Consider the following 21,193-nt stretch of genomic DNA (forward strand, 5'->3'; position numbering starts at 1 on the left):
AGGAGGAATAAAAATGGCAGTCCCAGTTATTACTAAGATGGAAGTATGGCCTGTAGCAGGTCGTGACTGTATGGAATTAAATTTAAGTGGTGCTCACGCTCCATATTTCACAAGAAATGTTGTTGTATTATATGCAGATAACGGTGAAACTGGTGTTGGTGAAGTACCTGGTGGAAAGAAAATCACAGATGCTCTTGAAAGCGTTAAAGATCTTGTAGTTGGTACAAGTGTTGCAGATTATAAGCAGACACTTAATAAGGTAAGAGAATGGTTAAATACTAACATTAAGGATGATGTTAGAGGTTTACAGACATTTGATTTAAGAACAGGTGTACACGTAGTTACAGCTATTGAAGCACCATGTCTTGACTTACTTGGTAAGTATTTAGATGTTCCTGCAGCAGCTCTTATGGGTGATGGTATCCAGAGAGAAAAGGTAAGATTCTTAAGCTACTTATTCTATGTAGGTGACAGAAAGAAGACAGAATTACCATATGCATCAGAAGAAGATTCAGATTGCGAATGGTATAGAATTCGTCATGAAGAAGCTTTAACACCAGAAGCTATTTTAGCTGAAGCTAAGGCTACTCATGAAAAGTATGGTTTCACAGACTTTAAGTTAAAGGGTGGCGTTTTAGAACCTAAGGAAGAATTAAAGGCTGTTCAGGCTATTAAGGAAGCATTCCCAGATGCAAGAGTTGATCTTGATCCTAATGGTTGCTGGTCTTTAAAGCAGGCTCTTGAAATTGCACCTGAATTAAAGAAGGTTCTTGCTTATTGTGAAGATCCATGTGGTGCAGAAGACGGATTCTCAGGTAGAGAAATCATGTCAGAATTCAAGCGTGAATCAGGTATGCCAACTGCAACAAATATGATTAACACAGACTGGAGACAGATGTGTCATTGTATCTCACTTAGAAGTGTAGATATTCCACTTGCTGATCCTCATTTCTGGACAATGAACGGTTCTGTACGTGTAGGTCAGTTATGTAATGACTTCGGTCTTATGTGGGGTTGCCATTCTAATAACCACTTTGATATTTCACTTGCTATGGTAGTTCAGTGTGCTGCTGCTATCCCTGGTAAGATGAATGGTATCGATACACATTGGATTTGGCAGGAAGGCTTAGAAAGATTAACTAAGAAGCCAATGGAAATTGTTGATGGATGTATCGAACTTCCTAAGAAGGGTGGTCTTGGTATCGAAGTAGATATGGATCAGATTAAGGCTGCTAATAAGCTTTATGTTGATAACAATCTTGGAGCTAGAGATGATTCTGTAGGAATGCAGTATTTAATTCCAGGATGGAAATTCGATAATAAGAAACCTTGTTTAGTTCGTTAGGAGTATATATGAATACAGATTTTTTAAAGGGTGTAATTGTACCAATTATTACACCAATAGATGAAAATGAATTAATAGATGAAAAAGCGTTAAGACGCCAGGTAGATTACGTTATTGAAGGCGGAGTTTTAGGAATTCTTGCTTTTGGTAGTAACGGTGAATTCTACATGATTGAAGAAGACGAAATGAAGCGTGGCCTTGAAATTATGGTAGACCAGGCTGCAGGAAGAGTTCCAGTATACTTTGGTATCGGAGCTATTAGCACTAAGAAGTGTATTCGTCTTGCACGTATGGCTAGTGAAAACGGAGCTAAGGGAGTATCTGTTTTACAGCCTATGTTCTTAAAACCAAATGAGACTGAGTTGTTTACACATTTCAAGGCCATTGCAGATGCAGTACCTTCTACACCAGTTCTTTTATATAACAACCCGGGCAGAGTTGGATATACAATGTCTGCCAACTTAGTAGACAAATTAGCTCATGAGGTAGATAACATTGTTGGTATGAAGGATACTAGCGGTGACATTACTCAGACATCTGAGTTCATTAGAAGAACAAGAGATGTTGACTTTAAGGTCTTTGGTGGTAAAGATACCCTCCTTTATGCTTCAATGTGTCATGGAGCTGTAGGTGGAGTTTGTACTGCAGCAAATTTCATGCCAGAACTTATAACAGATGTTTATAATAAGTTCGTAGCAGGAGATTTGAAAGGCTCACTTGAAGCTCAGTTTAAGCTAAATCCAGTTAGATTATCAATGGATGGAGCTAGCTTCCCAGTAGCAGCTAAGGATATGGCCAATTTAAGAGGCAATGCAATTGGTCTTCCTTATAAGCCAAGTTTAGCTACACCAGAAGGTCCAGTCCTTGATAAAATCAAAGCTGAGATGACAACAGCTGGATTATTATAATCTCTAAAGAAACATTATAAGGATAAGGTGGAAGGGGGAAACCTTTCCGCCTTTCTTATTACACGGGGGTAAATTATGGGAATACATTTAATGACTGAGGCAAATAGATGTCTTCAGTGTAAGAAACCAATGTGTATGGAAGGATGTCCCATTCATACAAATATTCCAGTGGCCATTAACTTAATTAAAAATGGAAAAAGGGATGAAGCCGAAGAGATGCTTTTTGAAAATAATCCACTATCGGCAGTATGTGCAATTATTTGCAACCATGAAGAACAATGTGCAGGACATTGTGTCATGGCAAGAAAGGGCAGTCCTATTAGATTCTATGAAATTGAAAAATATGTTAGTGATGCTTATTTAGATAAGATAGAAGTTGATCCTATTGAAAAAAGAGATGAGAAAATAGCAGTTATTGGTAGTGGTCCCGCAGGCCTTACAGTTGCAATAATTCTTGCTAAAAAAGGATATAGAGTGACTATATTTGAAGAAAAAGATAAGATAGGTGGAATGTTAAGATACGGCATCCCAGACTTTAGATTATCTAATGATCTTGTAGATAAGTACGCTGATATTTTGAAAAAATTAGACATCAAGGTAAGACCAAACACAGTTCTTGGTGGAGCATTAAAGATTGAAGATTTATTTAGAGATTCCTATAAGGCTATATTTATAGGCACTGGAGTATGGCGCCCTAAAACCTTGGGAATAGTTGGCGAAAGTTTAGATAATGTACATTTTGGTATTGCATACCTTGCCAATCCGGATGCATTTCATTTAGGCAAAAGGGTGGCAATTATTGGCATGGGTAATGTAGCTATGGATGTGGCAAGAACTGCTATTAGACATGGTGCCAAGGAAGTTACATTATATGCTAGATCAAAAAGAATTGCAGCAAGTAATGATGAGCTTGAATATGCAAGATTTGATGGAGCCGACTTTAAATTTGGTTATGCTATTAAGGAGATTACAGAAGCTGGACCAGTCTTTAACATTGCTAAGTTTGATGAAGATGACAAAGTTGTTGGCTATGAAGATGAGCCAGTACAAGTTGAGGCTGATTCAACAATTATAGCTGTAAGCCAGGTGGCAAAAAACAAGATTATCCTTACAACTAAGGATTTAAAGCCTAGTGAAAGAGGCTTATTATTAATTGATGATAATTGCATGACTAGTGTTCCTGGTGTCTTTGCAGCAGGAGATGTGGTACATGGTTCTAACACAGTAGTTCATGCAGTAGATGAATCTAAAAGAGCCGCAAAAGCTATTATGGATTATCTGAACGCAGTGTAAGCAATCCCACGCTTCAAAAGCGTAAGCTTTATGCAACTTAATCCAATAGTGAAAAAAGAAACTGACATGATTTAAGTAAATTTTTAACACACAAAGAAAGGAAGAATAGGATATGAAAGTACTAGTGGCAATTGATTCCTTTAAAGGCAGTCTAACTTCTATGGAGGCTGGAGAAGCTTGTAAACGCGGTATTTTAAAAGCTTATGAAGAAACTGATAAGTTGAAAAAAGAAGACATAGTGGTAAAACCATTAGCAGACGGTGGAGAGGGAACAACAGAGGCCTTAATTACAGGTCTTGGAGGAAAATTAATTAAGTTGGAAGTTACAGGTCCAGATAAAAAGAAGGTTTTTGCCCAATATGGTATTTTAGCAGACAATAAAACTGCAGTCATTGAAATGGCTGAGTCTTCAGGTATTACTCTTGTAAAAAGAGAAGAGCTTAATCCTTGGAAGGCAACAACATTTGGACTTGGTGAAATATTAAAAGATGCCTTAGATAGAGGTTGTAGAGAATTTATTATTGGTATTGGGGGAAGTGCCACAACAGAAGTTGGTTTTGGTATGCTTCAAGCTATTGGATATAAGTTCTTTGATAAGGATAATAAGGAATTATCTTATGATTTTGAAAACTTGGCAAATGTAGAAAAAATCGATGCTTCAGGTTTAGATAAGCGTTTTGACGATTGCCATTTTAATATAGCTTGTGATGTAAACAATCCACTTTATGGTGAAAGAGGTGCTGTTTATATCTTTGGACCACAAAAGGGTGTAAAGGCTGATGAAAAGGAATTAATGGATTCTTATGTTAAGCATTTTGCTAGCGTAGCTGATAAGGAAATGTCTACAAACTATGACCTTTTAGAAGGTGCAGGTGCAGCAGGTGGATTAGGTTTTGCCTTTAAGACTTTCTTTAAAAATGTAGACTTAAACCCAGGAATCGATATTGTTCTTAAGGCTATTAGTCTTGAAGAAGAATTAAATGATACAGATATTGTAGTTACAGGTGAAGGTCAGTTAGATGGACAGACAGCCATGGGTAAGGTTCCGGTTGGTGTTTCTAAATTAGCTAAGAAATATGGCTGTACAGTATTAGCAATTGCCGGTGGTGTTACAAGAGATGCAACTGCTTGTAATCATGAGGGAATTGACGCATTTTTCCCTATTGTAAGAGGTGTAACAAGTCTTGATGAAGCTATGATGCCTCAAAATGCAACAAAAAACTTAGAAGAATCTGTTGAGCAAATTTTTAGATTAATTTACAATGTAAGCTATAATAATTAATATTTTTATGACTGCTGGTGCTTATTTAGGCCACCAGCAGCTTTTTTGTTTTTGATAAAGTAAGACTAAAACTAATAGTTGTATAAAAATTTAAATAAGTTATAATTAATTCTATGCTTGATGAAAACTAGAAAAAGTGTATAAATTGGTGAGAGTAATTAGCTTTGGGAGGAGCGCTATAATGAGCAATGAAAAACAGTATTTAAAGATTTTATCAAAACAGTTTACTAATGTTGCTAGTACGGCAACAGAGATTATTAACTTACAGTCTATTTTAAGTTTGCCAAAGGGAACAGAACATTTTCTTTCAGATATACATGGTGAGCATGAGCAATTTGCTCATGTTTTAAAAAATGGTTCTGGGGCTGTTAAACGTAAAATTGATGATGAATTTGGCAATATTTTATCTGAAAAGGAAAAGAAGGAATTAGCTACATTAATTTATTATCCAGAAGAGAGAATTCGTATGATTAAAGAAAATCATATGGTTAGTTCTTTGGATGATTGGTATCTTGTTATGATTAATAGGCTTATTAGAGTTTGTAAATCCTCAGCAAGTAAATACACACGTTCTAAGGTTAGAAAGGCACTACCTAAAGACTTCGCTTATGTAATAGAAGAACTTATTACAGGAAGAAGGGACCTTTGTGACCAAGAGGCTTATTTTAATGAAATCATTAAGACTGTAATTCGTCTTGGAAAAGCTCCTGATTTAATTATAGCTCTTTCTAAAACTATTAGTCGTTTTGTAATTGATCATCTTCATATTGTTGGAGATATTTATGATAGAGGCCCGGGGCCACACATTTGCATGGATACACTTATGAACTATCACAGTGTGGATATCCAATGGGGAAATCACGATATTGTGTGGATGGGTGCAGCTACAGGACAATTGGCTTGTATTGCAACAGTTCTTCGTTTCTCTGCAAGATATGGTAATCTAGATATTTTAGAGGATGGTTATGGAATTAATCTATTACCTTTATTTAAACTAGCAATGGATACATATAAGGACGATCCTTGTGAATGCTTTAAACTACATTATAGGGAAGGAGAATATGACTTATCTAATGCCTTGATGGATAGAAAGATGCATAAAGCTATTGCTATTATTCAATTTAAACTTGAGGGTCAGATGATAAAAAAACATCCTGAGTTTAAGATGGAAGATAGATTACTTCTTGATAAGATAGATTTTAATAAAGGAAAGATAAAAATAGCTGATAAAGAATACAAGCTTAAAGACACTAATTTTCCAACAATTAATCCAGAAGATCCATATGCCTTATCTGATAGAGAAGCCGAAGTAGTGGAGAAGCTAAGAGTAGCTTTTATTAATTGTGATAAGCTACAAGAACATGTTCGCTTTCTTTATAGAAAGGGTAGTCTTTATAAGGTTTACAATAATAACTTGTTATTCCATGGCTGTGTACCACTTAATAACAAGGGTAAGTTCTTAGAGGTGGAGCTTTGTGGCCATAAATATAAGGGTAAAGCCTTATATGATGAACTTGAAAAGCTACTTCGAAAAGGTTATTACGCTATTGATCCAGAAGAAAAACAGCTTGGTATGGATATGCATTGGTATACATGGTGCCATAAAAATTCCCCAGTTTTTGGTAAGGATAGGATGGCTACTTTTGAGCGCTATTTTATTGAAGATAAAGAAAGCCATGTGGAAGTTAAAAACCCATATTATACTTGGTATGACAAGGATGAAACAGTTACAATGATTCTTAATGAATTCGGATTAAGCTCAAAAGAAAGCCGAATAATTAATGGACATGTCCCAGTTGAAACTAAAAAGGGAGAACTTCCTATAAGATGTGGAGGCCGTTTAATTGTTATAGATGGTGGCTTTTCTAAAGCATATCAACCAAAAACAGGAATTGCAGGTTATACTTTAACCTATAATTCTTATGGATTTCTTCTTGCTGCCCATGAACCTTTCGAATCAGTAGAAAAGGCTGTGGAAACAGGTAGTGATATTCATTCAGAAACAGTACTTATACAACATGTAGAACGAAGAAAAACAGTGGCTGATACAGATACAGGAAAAGAAATAAAAGAAACAATAAAAGAGCTTGAAGAACTATTAAAAGCCTACCGTAAAGGTGAGTTGGTGGAGAAGAGCTAGTGGGAAAGAACCGCAGGCCAGAGGCCTGTGGTTCTTTTTTGTAGCTGCCTGGGACGCTCTTGTGACGCTATTGGGGTGTTGGGGCGTACTTGTGACGTTGTGTTGGAGGTTGTAGTTGTGGACTGTGCTTGAGGGTTATGGGCTTTGAAACTAGTGTTTCTGGGACTTTATAATAGTAATAAAATTAGAACTTTACAAATAAGCGAGTTTAATGTATAGTTTGTACTGTTTTTAACACTATAATGATAAAAAACTTGTGGGGCGAGTCCTGAAATAAGAATAAGGAACGCGAAATCTCTGAAAAATTGACTAAATGGTGGAATATTCAGAGAAATTTAGAATCACGAAAGAATAAGGAACGCGAAATCTCTGAAAAATTGACTAAATAGTGGAATATTCAGAGAAATCAAGAGTCGTAAAAAAATAAGGAATGAAAAATCTCTGAAAAATCGATGAAATAGCGGAATATTCAGAGAATTCTTGATCCTTAAAAATTTAAGAGCCCGAAAATCTCTGAAAAATAAGCGGAAAAGTGCTATATTCAGAGAATTCCCAATCCTTAAAAATCTAAGAGCTCGAAAATCTCTGAAAAATAAGTGGAAAAGTGCTATATTCAGAGAATTCTCAATCCTTATAGAAAAATCCGCCGGAAATCAGTAGAAATTAGTTTGTTGTAGCCTCCCGTACCACTAAAACCCACAGGAATTTCAGCACCTTCTGGAAGTTCTCCCATCCCGTACCACTAAAACCCCCAGACCACTATCCTCACAAAAGAAAGGAGCCACATGGCAAAGAAACGTAAAGTTAACAATGACCTAGACCATATCTATAATTACAAGAATGAATTAACTGAGCAACTTAGTGATATTACTAGATTGTTGAAGGAATCCAATAAAAGTATTGCTAGATATAAAGATAAAGATGATAAGAATCTATGTGTATATAGCTCTACAATAAAAGGAAAAGAGAATTATTACATATATGATAAGAGAACAAAAAAGAAAAGCTACGTAAAAAGAGAAGATGAGAAGAATCTTAAGAAGTATATTCAAAGAGATTATGATTTAGCTGTTAATGATAAGTTAAAAAAGATACAGAATAGCTTATTAAGATTACTAAAGATCTATGATATTGAAGAAATCTATAATACATATGAAGGCTTAAAGAAAAGTAAAAAGGAAATTGTTGTACCTATAATAAAGTCAAAAGAAGAATATATAGAGGAATGGTACAAACTACATCCAGCCATGCAAAATACATATCCACAAGATGGACAGTATAAGACAAATAATAATGAGTACGTAAGATCAAAGTCAGAGAAGATAATAGCTGATTTACTTTTCAAATATAATATTCCATATGCATACGAACCTCGTCTAGAACTATCTAATTTTTCTACAGTTTATCCCGATTTTGCAGCATTAAATCTAAGAACAGGCCATACTTATTACTGGGAGCATTTAGGTCTTATTTCAGAATATGATTATGCCACTAAGAATTTTTCCAAGATACAAGACTATATAGGAAACGACTTATTTCCAGGTAAGGATTTAATTCTTAGTATGGAATCAGAAGGCGTAAATCTTGACGTTAAGACAGTTGAGAAAATGATTGAAAGTTATCTATTATGATAAGAGAAATAAAATAATTTCATTTGCATTTTACATTAACTTTACTTTACAAAGATTATAGATTTTACTTTTCCTTTCTATTATATAGATGAAAGGAAGGTGAAGACAAATGACAATCTTATATAAGTTAGTAGACAAGAATCAATGGGATAGCCTAAAAAAGGCATATATTTTCCTAACAATTAATGTTCTAGTGTGGGCATTACTTGGTTTTTTAGTTTGGAAGATAATATTTAGTCATAGCTTAGAAGGTATTGATTGGATGATGTGCTTTACAGGTTATCCAGGATTCTTTGCAGGTTTCATTGGTGGTCTCATGACTCTTTATAATTTAAGTTAGAGTCCGCGCTAAAAAAACAAATATCCGTAGTAGACTTACAAAAGAGGCGGAAAGTCCGCTAGAGAAATACAAGTGTGCTCCCTATAAAGAAAAATTTTACTTTTTCTATTTACTTTAATGGGTTGAATTGTTAAAATTGTGACTAATCAGACCTTGAGGAAGGTAAAAATGATTGGAGGAACACATGAAACTTATTAACGCATATAATAAGATAAGTCTTATTATTAGAATTCTTTGCGGCTTATTGCTAGGTGTCATCCTAGGATTGGCCTTTGATAATTTGGCAGTAGTAACTTTACTAGGTACAGTATTCGTAAGTGCCTTAAAGGCTATTGCACCAATTCTTGTATTCGTACTTGTAATATCAGCTCTTGCAGGAGGTAATGATAAACTAGATAGACGATTTGGACTAGTTATTGCATTTTACCTTGTAAGTACATTGTTAGCATCAGTGGTAGCTGTGGTTGCAAGTTACATTTTCCCACAGACAATTAAGCTCAGCGAAGCAGCTGAGGCAGAACTTGTACCTACAGGAGTAGGGGAAGTTTTATCTAATTTAGTAACTAATATGGTTTCCAATCCAATTGCATCAATTGTGGATGCTAATTATATTGGAATTCTTTTCTGGGCTGTACTTTTAGGCCTTGTGGCTAAGAAAGTTGCAAGCGCAGAAACTAAGAAGGTGATGGAAGATTTTGCTAACATAGTTTCTATGGCGGTTAGATGGATAATTAATATGGCGCCATTTGGAATTATGGGACTTGTTTATGCAAATGTTTCGACTAATGGACTTTCAATCTTTACAGATTATGGTAGATTGTTAGCTCTTTTAGTTGGATGTATGTTAGTAGTTGCATTAGTAGTTGATCCGCTAATTGCAGCAATTGCTCTTCGTACTAATCCATATCCATTAATCATTAGATGTTTAAGAGAGTCAGGAATGACAGCCTTCTTTACAAGAAGTTCAGCAGCTAATATTCCTGTAAATATGGAATTATGTAGAAAGCTTGGAATGGATAGAGAAATGTATGCGGTTTCTATTCCACTAGGTGCAACAATTAATATGGATGGTGCAGCTATTACAATAGCTGTTATGTCCCTTGCTGCAGCTAATACAGTTGGAATTCATGTTTCGATCTTTACAGCCTTAATTTTAGCCTTTATTGCAACTCTTGCAGCATGTGGTGCATCTGGAGTAGCAGGAGGTTCGCTATTATTAATACCAATGGCTTGTTCACTTTTTGGAGTAAGTGCAGATGTAGCAATGCAGGTTGTAGCAGTTGGTTTTATTATAGGTGTAATTCAGGATTCAGTTGAAACTGCCCTTAATTCTGCAGGTGATGTAATGTTTGCTGCAACAGCTGAATATGCCCAGTGGAAAAGAGAAGGTAAATCCCTTCCAACATTCCTTGGTGGTGAAACTCAGGTAGAAATATAATAATAAATAGTAAAAAACAAGCCGATGAAAAGTATTTTGTAATTTAAAAATGCTTTTTCATTGGCTTATTTTTATATATAAGTATAAAGTACTACTTTACTTTATATATTAACAGTCTTACAATGAAGCTAGATAGAAACATTGTTAAGTAATAAACAATGTTGGGGCGTGAGGAAAATATTATTTAATGGGGGTATCAATATGAAAAAAGAATTTTAGCAATTGTATTAGTAGTAATTATGTCATTTAGCGGAACAAATATGATTTATGCAAGAGATTTTAGAGTTTCAAGTGCAGGACATGATTTTAATGGTAAATGGGAAGAGAAAGCACTATTTGGAAACGGAAGTAAATTAGTTTATGGCTATAATACATTTTTAATAAATGAAGATTATTCACACTCAAATTGTAAGTATTCACAAGCATATTTAATAAACGCAAATGGAACATTTAGGGCAAATGCGGCATTAACAACAACATGGTCTAAAATTGAAGTTACACATGCAGGGAATTTCATCTATTATGGAGTAACTTATTAGGAAATGGGGCTGTAGTATGAAAAAAGATAGGAAAGAAAAAATTAAAAGAATACTTCATAGTAAAGCATTTATTTTATGTTTTACATTTCTTTTTTTGATACTAAGTACATTAAGTATAGCTTGGTATTATGGAAAGTATAAACCATTTCATAAATATTATGTATTGATGGAAAAGAGTCCTTATTTTACGGGAACAAAGGGGCAACCTTATAATAAAGATAATGCTGTTTGGGATGGAGAAAAATATACTTTAAGTGTATGTATGCCAGCATATTTATTATGGGCCGATGGAAATTTAGCAATATCTTCACCAATGGAACTTGTTGGACCAGATCCAGAAAATCCTGGGAAGATGATGTATGTAATGGGAGATCATGGCTTGATAATTTGGCTAGAAGATTTTACAGGAAATATAAAGGAACTTGGGGTAATACTAGATGGCAGACAAATATATCTAGAAGATAGTAGAACAGCAAGATATGAAGAGTATCAACCTTATGTAGATGAAAACACAGATAAAATAGATATATTATTTAGAAAGGCGGAAGACTTATGGGGATTAGAGATGCCTTGGAAAGAATAGTAAATATCATTTTGATTTTTATGATAGTTTGTTTGGGATTTGTTATGAGATGCGAATTGTTTCATATAACAATTTATGATTCTATATATAGCAAATTTGGAAGCATGAAAATTGACTACAATGAAGATCAATTAAGCGAACTAAAGCAAGATTTGATTAATTTATCAAATGAGGGAAATTGGATTTGTTATCCCGTCTTTGAAAAAGAAAGCGAATTGGAGACCAAGCTTTCAATCTATGTTAATTCAGATGAAGCAAAAAATTATTTTATAAAGAAAACCTCCTTAAAAGAAAGAAAATATAAGTCATTGTTGAATGGAAATTTGTCCATTATTTACAAAAATATGGATGAGCTATCTATAGACGAAATTAGTTCAAACAACAGTTTTCTTATCTTAAATAACAGCAAAGAAACGAAAAAAATCTTATCAGAAAAATATGAAACAATAAGCCAAGGTAAAAGCCTAATTAATGAAAATGATATGATAATAATTGTTTGGACTTTAATTGGTATTATGATATTAATAATAAGTTTAATTACAGTTTTTAGAAGAAAGAAAAGCATTATTTTACGTGCAGTTTATGGTGAAAATTTAAAGGAAATAGTTATTAAGTCTTTTTTGTTGGATTTAATAATATATGAATTGATTTACATTGTAGCAAAATTATTTGTGTTTAAATTTATATCAGGTGATTACAGGGCAATATTAGCTTTTTGTATATATCAAATATGTGTTATATTAGCAGCTTTATGCAATTTCCTTTTGTTAAAAATGAATATTAAGGCGGTGTTTTCTAATATAAATGACAATAAAAATGCACTTATGTTTTTATATTTCATAAAATTGTTAGCATTTTCGTTAGTAGTTTTTAGCCTTGCAACAAACATTTCATCAATTGGTAAAAATACATTTAAAACTGCACAAAAGAAGCAGATAGAAAGCATAAAAGATGATGTTTTCATTACAGATACATCACTTAATTTTATTGATTATGATGTATGGGATGTGTTAAATGAGTCTGATTTAAACATAAAATTATGTATGAAAATAAATGATGGGAAATACCCATATATTATTGTAAATGAATCTGCAATAGATTTGTTGCCAGATAATATAAAGCAACTGATAAGTGAAAATCAAAATGAGGAATCGGATTGTTTGATTATTCATAGTAAAAAAAAGACAATTTTCATACCTGAAGTTGAAGGGATTATGTCCATGAACGAATTGGATGACTTTAGTTTAGAGGAGCTAGAGTATAGCCAAAATATTTCTATGCTTTGTATTGGCAACAGTCAATATAATCGTTTTGAAAATGTGTCTAATCCTACAATTATATATTTAAAGGGAACTGTTGATATTCCTAAGCAAATGTACGCTGCTAATAGGACTGTAATTTATGGACATTCTAAAGAAGAGATAGAAAATCTTTTAGGGGATAGCCAGTATAAAGACAGCTTAATTATATCTAAAGTAGGGGATATTTACGATTATCAGATGAGCTTTATAAAGCGATTGGTTTCATTTTTAGCATCGCTATGTGTGCTTGTAATCATTTTGGAATTGGTAATGATTATTCAAATGTTAGGCCTTGAATTTAGAGAATACGCAATGGAGCATGCAGTAAAAGAAATGCTTGGTTTAAGTTTCTTTGAAAGAAATAAATATCTGCTTTTAAAGATGAATATTGGAAATGTTTTGGCAATATTGGTGGCTATAGGAATAGGAGTTGCTACAGGAATTTTTAGTATAATTACGACAATTATTATAGGCCTTATATTAGATATTATTGAAAATGTAATCATTGCTTTATTTATTATAAGGCAGGAGAAAATATCTATGGTAAAGACTTTGAAAGGGGGATGCTTGTGATTAAAATAGAAAACTTATCTAAGTCTTTTGGAGAAAAAAAGCTTTTTGAAGGTTTAAATGAGACAATAGAGGATGGAAGTTTTGTAGTGGTTTCAGGTAAAAGTGGTTGTGGCAAGTCTACATTTTTAAATATCCTTGGAAATCTTGAAAAACATGACACCGGACGAATACTAATAGATGATGAAGAAATTGAAAAAATTGGACATGCCAGGTATTTAAGAGACTATGTAAGCTTCCTTTTTCAAAACTTTGCCTTAATAGAAAATAAGACCGTTAAGCAAAATCTTAGCATTATAAAAAAGAAGAATAGGTCTGGTATAAGTATTAAAGAAGCACTAGAAAGAGTAGGTATGCTCGATAAGTTAAATACTAAAGTTTATAAGCTATCAGGTGGTGAGCAGCAAAGAGTAGCTCTTGCTAGGGTCTTATTAAAGAAAAGTAAAATAGTTCTTGCAGATGAACCAACCGGTTCTCTTGATGAGGAAAATGCAAGAATAGTAATAGATATTTTGAAAAAATTGTCAGAGGAAGGGAAAACTGTGATTATGGTAAGTCATAATAAGGACTATTTAAAAGAAGCTAGTAAGGTGATTTATTTATAAATGATAATAAGAATTGCATACCCTCTTTATAGATGTTAATATGAAAGAAGATTTAACATTTTTAAAGAGGGTAATTTTATGTCAAAAATTCTTTTAGTTGAAGATGATACAAGCATCATTGCCTCTCTAGGTCAGTACCTTGAAAGTGAGGGCTTTCAGCTAAAAAGCGTTAATGGCCAAAGAGATGCAATTGAAATTATAAATAAAGAGGCCTTTGATATAGTTTTGTTAGACCTTTCCCTTGCGGATGGCAACGGCTATGGGGTTTGTTTAGAGATTAAGAAAATGCTAGACATACCGGTAATTTTTCTAACTGCCTCTGGAGATGAAAGTAGCGTAGTTGCTGGCTTTGAAATGGGGGCTGATGATTATATTCCTAAGCCTTTCCGCCCGCGTGAGCTAGTCTCTAGAATTAAAAATGTACTAAGGCGTTACAATAAGAAAAGCAACGTAACTCTTATTGAGGATTTGAAGGTGGATTTAGATAAGGGCCAGGTATCTAGAGAAGGAGAAGAAATATATCTCTCTGCTCTAGAGTATCGATTGTTGGTCATTTTTATTCAAAACAGAGGAATACTGTTATCAAGAAATAAGCTACTTGATGATATCTGGGATATTGCAGGAGACTTTGTAAATGACAACACCCTAACGGTCTATATTAAAAGACTTAGGGAGAAGATAGAGAAAGATCCGGCAAATCCTAGCATTATAAAGACCGTACGTGGTAGAGGATATAGGATGGATTAGTATACAGAATGCTTAAAGGGTGGAGTTGCTTATGATAAGAAATAAAGAATTTAGATTATTGTTATTGTGGAATTGCTTTGCAATAGTGTTAATAACTGTGATACTTTTTATCTTTGATGTGAATAAAATATCTTTCGTTTTAGTTTTGGGAGTTTTGTTGCTAGTTGATATAGTGACATATTTTTATGAAAAAAGAAGATATAGAGAAATTGCTAAATTATCGGAGATGATAAGTAAAGTGCTTAATGGTGATGATGGCATCGACTTTACAAGCTGTAATGAAGGGGAACTTGCCATTCTTTCAAGCGAAATTTCCAAGATGACTTCTAATTTAAGAGATAAGTCCAATAAGTTACTTGAGGATAAGGTGGAGCTAGCTAACAGTATTTATGACATTTCCCACCAGCTTAGAACGCCTCTTACTTCTATGAATATTGTGACAGATATGTTGTCATCTGATGACTTGATTGAAGAAAAACGACATGAGCATGTAAGGGAGTTAAAGTCCTCTCTTAAAAGAATCGATTGGCTCATTGAGTCTCTTCTTAAGATTTCAAAAATCGATGCTAAGACAGCTAAGTTTGAAATAAAGGAAATTAGGATGTCCGATTTAATCAAAAAATCTCTAGAGGATTTTAGGATTGTTATGGAGCTAAAGGACATTTCCCTAAACTATAAAGAGGAAGATTTTAGCCTAAACTTAGATTTGGATTGGAGCGTTGAGGCCATTGCAAATCTAATTAAGAATTGCCTTGAACACACAGAAGCTGGCGGTAGTTTAACTATTGATACTAGTGACAATGCGATTTATAGCCAGATTCTAGTAAAGGACTCCGGAGAAGGATTTGTAAAAAAGGACATTCCATATCTCTTTGATAGATTTTATAAGGGTGAAAATGCATCAAAGAATAGCATAGGTATAGGCCTAGCCCTTGCGCGTTCAGTAATTGTGGCTCAAAATGGTACAATTCAGGCTAGTAACATTTACAATCATGAAACGGGGGAAGTGCTTGGAGCTTGCTTTGATGTGAGATTTTATAAAAGCGTTGTGTAATAAAATGACACTTAAGTGACAGAATTAATTTTAAATTGTCATTTAGGTGTCATTTTAGTTTGTTATTCTATTTGTGAATTGATGAAAGACTTAAGTTTTTAAAAGTGTATTAGTAAGGAGATAACAATGGAAATTTTAAAGATTGAAAATCTCACCAAGATTTATGGCAAGGGTGAGAACGAAGTTAAGGCACTTGATAACGTATCATTTTCGATAGAAAAAGGTGAATTTGTGGCAATTATTGGACCTTCGGGTTCAGGTAAATCAACACTTTTACACATTTTAGGAGGCGTGGACAGACCAACTAGCGGTAAAGTCTATATGGATGGCCAGGACGTTTACACACAAAATGAGGAGCAGCTTGCAATATTCCGTAGAAGATATGTGGGACTAATTTATCAGTTCTACAACCTCATCCCAGTTTTAAATGTAGTTGAAAATATGACACTTCCAGTTCTTATGGATGGCAGAAAGGTAGATAATGCAAGGCTTAGCGAACTAATTAATACTCTTGGCCTTGATAAAAGATTAAAGAATCTTCCAAATCAGCTATCAGGTGGACAGCAGCAGCGTGTTTCAATTGGTAGAGCCCTAATGAACACACCAGCCGTTGTTCTTGCAGATGAGCCAACAGGTAACCTAGACTCAAAGAACAGTCAGGAAATTATGCAGCTTTTAAAGGAGTCTAACAAGAAGTTTAACCAGACTTTAATTGTAATTACTCATGATGAAAATGTAGCACTACAGGCAGATCGAGTAATTTCCGTTGAAGATGGCAAAATCGTTAGAGATGAAAGAATTAGGAGGGCATAGTCGTGAGTATTTTTCGTAAATATACTAGAGAGTCCCTTAAGAAAAACAGAACAAGAACTCTTGTAACAATTATTGGTATCATTCTTTCTATGACACTATTTACAGCAGTTATAGAAGGCGCTAATTCAGGAATTGTTTATATGAGAGATATGGTAAAGGAAATTGAAGGTTCTTATCATGGCTTTGTTTCAAATCTTGATCAGGAACAATTAGAAAAATTAAAGAATAATAGCGACATAGATAAGGTTGCTTATTTAGAAGATCAGGGTGTGGCTAAATTTGATTCAGAAAATCCAGATAAGCCATACATTAGAATTGCTGGTATGTCTGAAAATTTAGAGAATCTTGCTAGTGTTGGATTAAAGCAAGGTCGTATGCCAGAAAATGAAAATGAAATTATAATTCCGGATAACATTTTAACTAACGGCGGCATGGAATTTTCAGAAGGAGAAGAAATAGAACTTTCCCTCGGAACTAGAGAAGTCGATGGTGAGATTATAAATCCAGACATGGCTATAAGAGAGAATGTGGAAGAGACATTAATAAACACTGTGTCTAAAAAATACAAAATTGTCGGCGTTTATAATCGTCTTAGCTACGAGCTTGATAGCAGAGAATCAGCTTCTTACCTAGCTCTTACAGTGGATAATAAGACTAATATTTATGAAAATGTAAATGCTTTTTTTACTGTAAAAAAATTATCTGATTATGACAAAGTTGCTTCTAAGCTTAAAACGGATCTTGGAGTTGATGCGGTTTATTCACATAGAGATTTACTTGGTTTATATGGTGCTTTAGGTGGAAGCGCTATAGCTGATACTATTAAGGGATTTGCGGGATTCTTACTTGTTTTAATTGTAGTAGGTTCGGTGTCTTTAATTTACAATTCTTTTGCTATTTCAGTTAGTGAAAGAACTAAGCGAATCGGTATTTTAAAGTCAGTTGGAGCTACAAAAAAGCAGATTAGAGCTTGCATTAGATATGAAGCCTCTGTTCTTAGTTTAATTGCAATTCCAATTGGAATTATTATTGGTTGTCTTGGTATGGGAATTACACTTTACTTCTTAAGAGATAACTTTAGTGCAACAAGTTATGAATATGCTAAAACACAGATTAAGTTAGCAATTAGTCCATTAGGCTTGTTGCTTGCAGCAATTATTTGCTACATTACAACTTTAATTGCAGCTTGGATTCCTGCAAGAAGAGCAATTAAGATTACAGCCCTTGATGCTATTCGTCAAACAACAGATATTAAGGTAAGTCCAAAGCAGCTTAAAACCTCAAAATTAACTTTAAAGCTTTTTGGCTTTGAAGCTATGATGGCTAAGAAAAATTTTAAGCGTAATAAAAAGAAATACAATTTTACAATAATATCAATTGCAGCAAGTATTATCCTATTTATTACAACTTCATCATTTTGTGCATATGCTGATAGAGCTATATTTTCACAATTTAAAACTCTACATAATGATATCTACTATCATATCTGGCAGGATTGGGATGTTAAAGCATTAGCTAATGATCTTTCAAAGCTTGATAAGGTAGATGAAATAGGCTTTTTATATGACACAGAGTCCTTACTTTTTGATATTAATGATGACTATTTAACTAAGGATTCTAAGAAATATAGTGATGATTTAAATGTCTATGCTAATAAGCAATATGTAGCCTGTAAGTTTATGGATGATGAAGAATTTAATGAGCTTTGTAATAAATATAATCTTGATTCAAGTGAATATTATGATAGTAACAACATTAAGGCTCTTTTAAAGAATAATTTATCAGAAACCCATAATGGAAAGAATTATCGCTACAATGTTATAGATAAGAATTTGAAAAATTTCGACATAAATATTGCAGCTGATAAATTAAATGCTTCTGATGAAAAGGAAGAAATGGCCGTTAATCAAATTAAGAAGGATACGGCTTTTAAGGTTGGTGCTTGCATTGAACTAGATGATTACATTTTATATAACAATATGGCTTTAGTTTATCCTCATAGCATGTTGAATGAAGTATTAGAGCAGAAATTCCATGGCCTATATGATACAGAGATGATGAGTAAGGAAATTTATGTAAAAGCAAAGGATCATAAAAAGGCTTATAGTAATATTGAGCAATATTTGATTGCAAAGGGCTATACAAGTTCAGGACTTGAAGATGCAAGGGAAACTCTAGAAGCTGAAATGATGATGATTGAAATTGTCGACGTGTTTAGTTATGGCTTTATTATCCTTATGTCACTAATTACAGTAGCTAACATATTTAACACAATTTCAACAAGTATCATGCTTCGTAAAAAAGAAATTGCAATGCTTAAATCCGTTGGTATGTCAGAGTCAGGTGTAAGAAAGATGCTTAATTACGAGTGCATCAACTACGGCTTTAAGAGTTTAATACTTGGCTTACCAGTTTCAATAGCACTTTCTTATGTACTTTATAAGATTTCTTCAATGAACAATGTATTTAATTATATGCTCCCATATAGAAGCATCCTAATAGCAGCTATTAGTGTATTTATTGTAGTCTTTGTAAGTATGCTTTACTCAAACTCAAAGATAAAAAAAGAAAATACAATTGATGCATTAAAGAATGAGAATGCTTAATGTTGAAACTGTGTATTGGTTGACATAATAATGTCGTAGGTTATATATTAAGATAGTTGTTTTCCAATGGAAAACAACTATCTTTTTCTTTATCCGCGTGGCGGGAGCCAGCACGGGCGTAGCTTTACGTGGCGCACGGGCGTAGCTTTACGTGGCGCACGGGGCGTGGCTTTATGTGGCGTACGGTCATTTCTTACGTGGCGTACGGGCATTTCTTCCCAGAATCCGGGGGATTTCACAGGTAAATCATAAAAAAACTTGTTTTGATGGTAATTTGAGTCTTTTGATTTGCTGCCTATACATGCAAATGATGAAAAATGGAAATCTAACTGTATCGGGCTATTTAAATGTTTCTAAGTGTATGCAGGTAAAACATAAAAAAAGGATATTTAGCTGTATCCCCCTTTGTATCAAACAAATCTAAATACATTCAATCTGTGAAAAAAATAGATTTGTTGGTATCTTCTCTAAAATCCAATCTGAAATTAATTGTAATCATGCCGGTAAATTACAAGAAATTTCTTCTTGACTGTAATAGTTAAAAAACAACAACTAATCATCGTACAGGTAAATAGCAAATTTATAGAATGTGAATGTATCATCTAGTGAATAAGGCAGTAATAAAAAAATCCCCATACAGGTAAAAAAAGAAAAAGATAAATTTGATTGTAGGCAAGTTTAAAAACAAACATGCAATTACAAAGGATTACTAGAAAATTAAAAGGTGAAAGATATGTTTCACTCTATAACAAAAGAAAGAAGGTATTAATGGAGAATTATTTATCGCAATTAGAAAAACAATTAGATGAAATTAAGCAACTTCTAAGACAATCAGAAAGAAATCTTAAGAAACTTAAGGGTACACCTAAAGAGCATATCAATATTTCAACACGAAAAGGATATACCCAGTATTATTTTAATAGGGGTAAAAAAGGAGGCAAGAAGTATATTTCAGTTGCAGATAGTAAAATAGCAACTAAAATTATTCAAAGAGAATACGAGTTATCAGTTAATAAAAAGCTAATTGATATGGAGAAACGACTAGAAAAGTTTATAAAAAACTATGATGTAGATGACATTACAAATTTGTATTTAAAACTACCAGAAGGTAGAAAAAGATGTGTTGTCCCTATCGTAATTACAGAAGAAGATTTTATAGCAGAGTGGAGAGATAAGCATCCTGGAAATCAAAATCAATATCCGGAAGAAGGTCAGTTCTCTACAAACAGAGGTGAAAAGGTAAGATCTAAATCTGAAAAAATTATTGCTGATACTTTAGACAAGTATGGCGTCCCCTACGAATATGAACCTTTATTCGTATCTAATAAATATCAATCATATTATCCAGATTTTGTAGCGTTAAATGTAAGAACCAAGAAGACCTATTATTGGGAACATCTTGGACTAGTATCAGATGATGATTATGCAACAAAGAACTTTGAAAAGATTCTTATGTATGAAAAGAATGGTTATATTCCAGGTGACAATTTGATATTAAGCTTAGAATCTAGCGAATATAAATTTAACGTAAAGACTATTGAAGATAAGATTAAGAAATTCTTATTGTAGAATTGGAGAGAATTAGTAATGCAGAGGTTATATGACCTGAAATAAAAGCCTGCGTTAGGGACCTTTTAAGGACTGTTACAGGTAAAAGTAGGTTTTTAAGTAATTGCCTGTAGAGACCAAGTTAAACAAATTGCACATTGTGCGGGTATAATAGAAAAAAATAAGTATTGATGGTAAATCAAAATTGTTTTTTATTTATACATACAGGTAAGAAGGAGAATTCTTCTGTTCTGCCTGTATGTTATCAACTTTTATTTAATATTACTTTTGGGCAAGATACGGTCAAACACAAGAAATTTATAATTTGAATGTAGCGACCACATAAAAGTGATTTTTTACATTACCGGCAAAAACAGAGAATTTAATAGTTGACTGTATAAGTTGAAAAATAAATTTTTTTTGATACAGTCAAATAAGAGAAAAGCAAGT

At 33.4% G+C, this 21,193-nt stretch carries 17 protein-coding genes; all 17 read left to right on the forward strand.

The features are described 5' to 3' along the window. Window positions 1-13: 13 nt before the first annotated feature. The 17 genes from BLQ66_RS00900 to BLQ66_RS00980 all read left to right on the forward strand — a co-directional run bounded on the left by BLQ66_RS00900 (window position 14) and on the right by BLQ66_RS00980 (window position 20,764). Complete coding sequence (locus BLQ66_RS00900; protein ID WP_074520488.1) at window positions 14-1,345, forward strand: enolase C-terminal domain-like protein; 1,332 nt, start codon at window positions 14-16, stop codon at window positions 1,343-1,345. Window positions 1,346-1,353: 8 nt separating this feature from the next. Then, window positions 1,354-2,253, forward strand: coding sequence for a dihydrodipicolinate synthase family protein (locus BLQ66_RS00905; RefSeq protein ID WP_074520489.1), 900 nt, complete (start codon window positions 1,354-1,356; stop codon window positions 2,251-2,253). Between the two features lie 75 nt (window positions 2,254-2,328). Then, the gene (locus BLQ66_RS00910) at window positions 2,329-3,546 is read left to right on the forward strand and encodes an NAD(P)-dependent oxidoreductase (protein ID WP_074520490.1); all 1,218 of its coding nucleotides are present in this window, start codon (window positions 2,329-2,331) and stop codon (window positions 3,544-3,546) included. 112 nt (window positions 3,547-3,658) lie between these two features. Then, window positions 3,659-4,828 (forward strand): glycerate kinase family protein, encoded by a 1,170-nt coding sequence (locus tag BLQ66_RS00915; protein ID WP_074520491.1) that lies wholly within the window; start codon window positions 3,659-3,661, stop codon window positions 4,826-4,828. A gap of 181 nt (window positions 4,829-5,009) precedes the next feature. Further along, window positions 5,010-6,968, forward strand: a complete 1,959-nt coding sequence (locus tag BLQ66_RS00920; protein ID WP_074520492.1) for a fructose-1,6-bisphosphatase — start codon at window positions 5,010-5,012, stop codon at window positions 6,966-6,968. Window positions 6,969-7,753: 785 nt separating this feature from the next. Continuing rightward, on the forward strand, window positions 7,754-8,599 hold the full coding sequence (locus BLQ66_RS00925) for a hypothetical protein (RefSeq protein WP_074520493.1): 846 nt from the start codon (window positions 7,754-7,756) through the stop codon (window positions 8,597-8,599). 109 nt (window positions 8,600-8,708) lie between these two features. Then, entirely contained in the window at window positions 8,709-8,939 is a 231-nt protein-coding gene (locus BLQ66_RS00930) for a hypothetical protein (protein WP_074520494.1), read from the forward strand. Window positions 8,940-9,123: 184 nt separating this feature from the next. Next, window positions 9,124-10,377 carry a serine/threonine transporter SstT gene (gene sstT, locus BLQ66_RS00935; RefSeq protein WP_074520495.1) on the forward strand — a complete coding sequence of 418 codons (1,254 nt, stop codon included), beginning with the start codon at window positions 9,124-9,126 and terminating at the stop codon, window positions 10,375-10,377. Between the two features lie 221 nt (window positions 10,378-10,598). Continuing rightward, window positions 10,599-10,916 carry a mediterrocin family bacteriocin gene (locus BLQ66_RS00940; RefSeq protein ID WP_456297720.1) on the forward strand — a complete coding sequence of 106 codons (318 nt, stop codon included), beginning with the start codon at window positions 10,599-10,601 and terminating at the stop codon, window positions 10,914-10,916. A 16-nt stretch (window positions 10,917-10,932) separates the two neighbouring features. Continuing rightward, the gene (locus tag BLQ66_RS00945) at window positions 10,933-11,499 is read left to right on the forward strand and encodes a hypothetical protein (RefSeq protein ID WP_074520497.1); all 567 of its coding nucleotides are present in this window, start codon (window positions 10,933-10,935) and stop codon (window positions 11,497-11,499) included. Further along, window positions 11,469-13,373, forward strand: coding sequence for a hypothetical protein (locus BLQ66_RS00950; RefSeq protein ID WP_074520498.1), 1,905 nt, complete (start codon window positions 11,469-11,471; stop codon window positions 13,371-13,373). Before BLQ66_RS00945 ends, BLQ66_RS00950 begins: the two co-directional genes overlap by 31 nt. Beyond that, window positions 13,370-13,975, forward strand: a complete 606-nt coding sequence (locus tag BLQ66_RS00955; protein ID WP_143452963.1) for an ABC transporter ATP-binding protein — start codon at window positions 13,370-13,372, stop codon at window positions 13,973-13,975. Before BLQ66_RS00950 ends, BLQ66_RS00955 begins: the two co-directional genes overlap by 4 nt. 78 nt (window positions 13,976-14,053) lie before the next feature. Beyond that, on the forward strand, window positions 14,054-14,722 hold the full coding sequence (locus BLQ66_RS00960) for a response regulator transcription factor (protein ID WP_074520500.1): 669 nt from the start codon (window positions 14,054-14,056) through the stop codon (window positions 14,720-14,722). A gap of 31 nt (window positions 14,723-14,753) precedes the next feature. After that, entirely contained in the window at window positions 14,754-15,776 is a 1,023-nt protein-coding gene (locus BLQ66_RS00965; RefSeq protein ID WP_074520501.1) for a sensor histidine kinase, read from the forward strand. Window positions 15,777-15,902: 126 nt separating this feature from the next. Beyond that, a complete protein-coding gene (locus tag BLQ66_RS00970) occupies window positions 15,903-16,589 on the forward strand; it encodes an ABC transporter ATP-binding protein (RefSeq protein ID WP_074520502.1) in 687 nt (228 codons plus the stop codon). A gap of 2 nt (window positions 16,590-16,591) precedes the next feature. Beyond that, window positions 16,592-19,195 (forward strand): ABC transporter permease, encoded by a 2,604-nt coding sequence (locus tag BLQ66_RS00975; RefSeq protein ID WP_074520503.1) that lies wholly within the window; start codon window positions 16,592-16,594, stop codon window positions 19,193-19,195. A gap of 768 nt (window positions 19,196-19,963) precedes the next feature. Continuing rightward, window positions 19,964-20,764 (forward strand): PDDEXK family nuclease, encoded by an 801-nt coding sequence (locus tag BLQ66_RS00980; protein ID WP_074520504.1) that lies wholly within the window; start codon window positions 19,964-19,966, stop codon window positions 20,762-20,764. Window positions 20,765-21,193: the final 429 nt, after the last annotated feature.

Source organism: Lachnospira pectinoschiza, assembly GCF_900103815.1.
GTDB lineage: Bacteria > Bacillota > Clostridia > Lachnospirales > Lachnospiraceae > Lachnospira > Lachnospira pectinoschiza_B.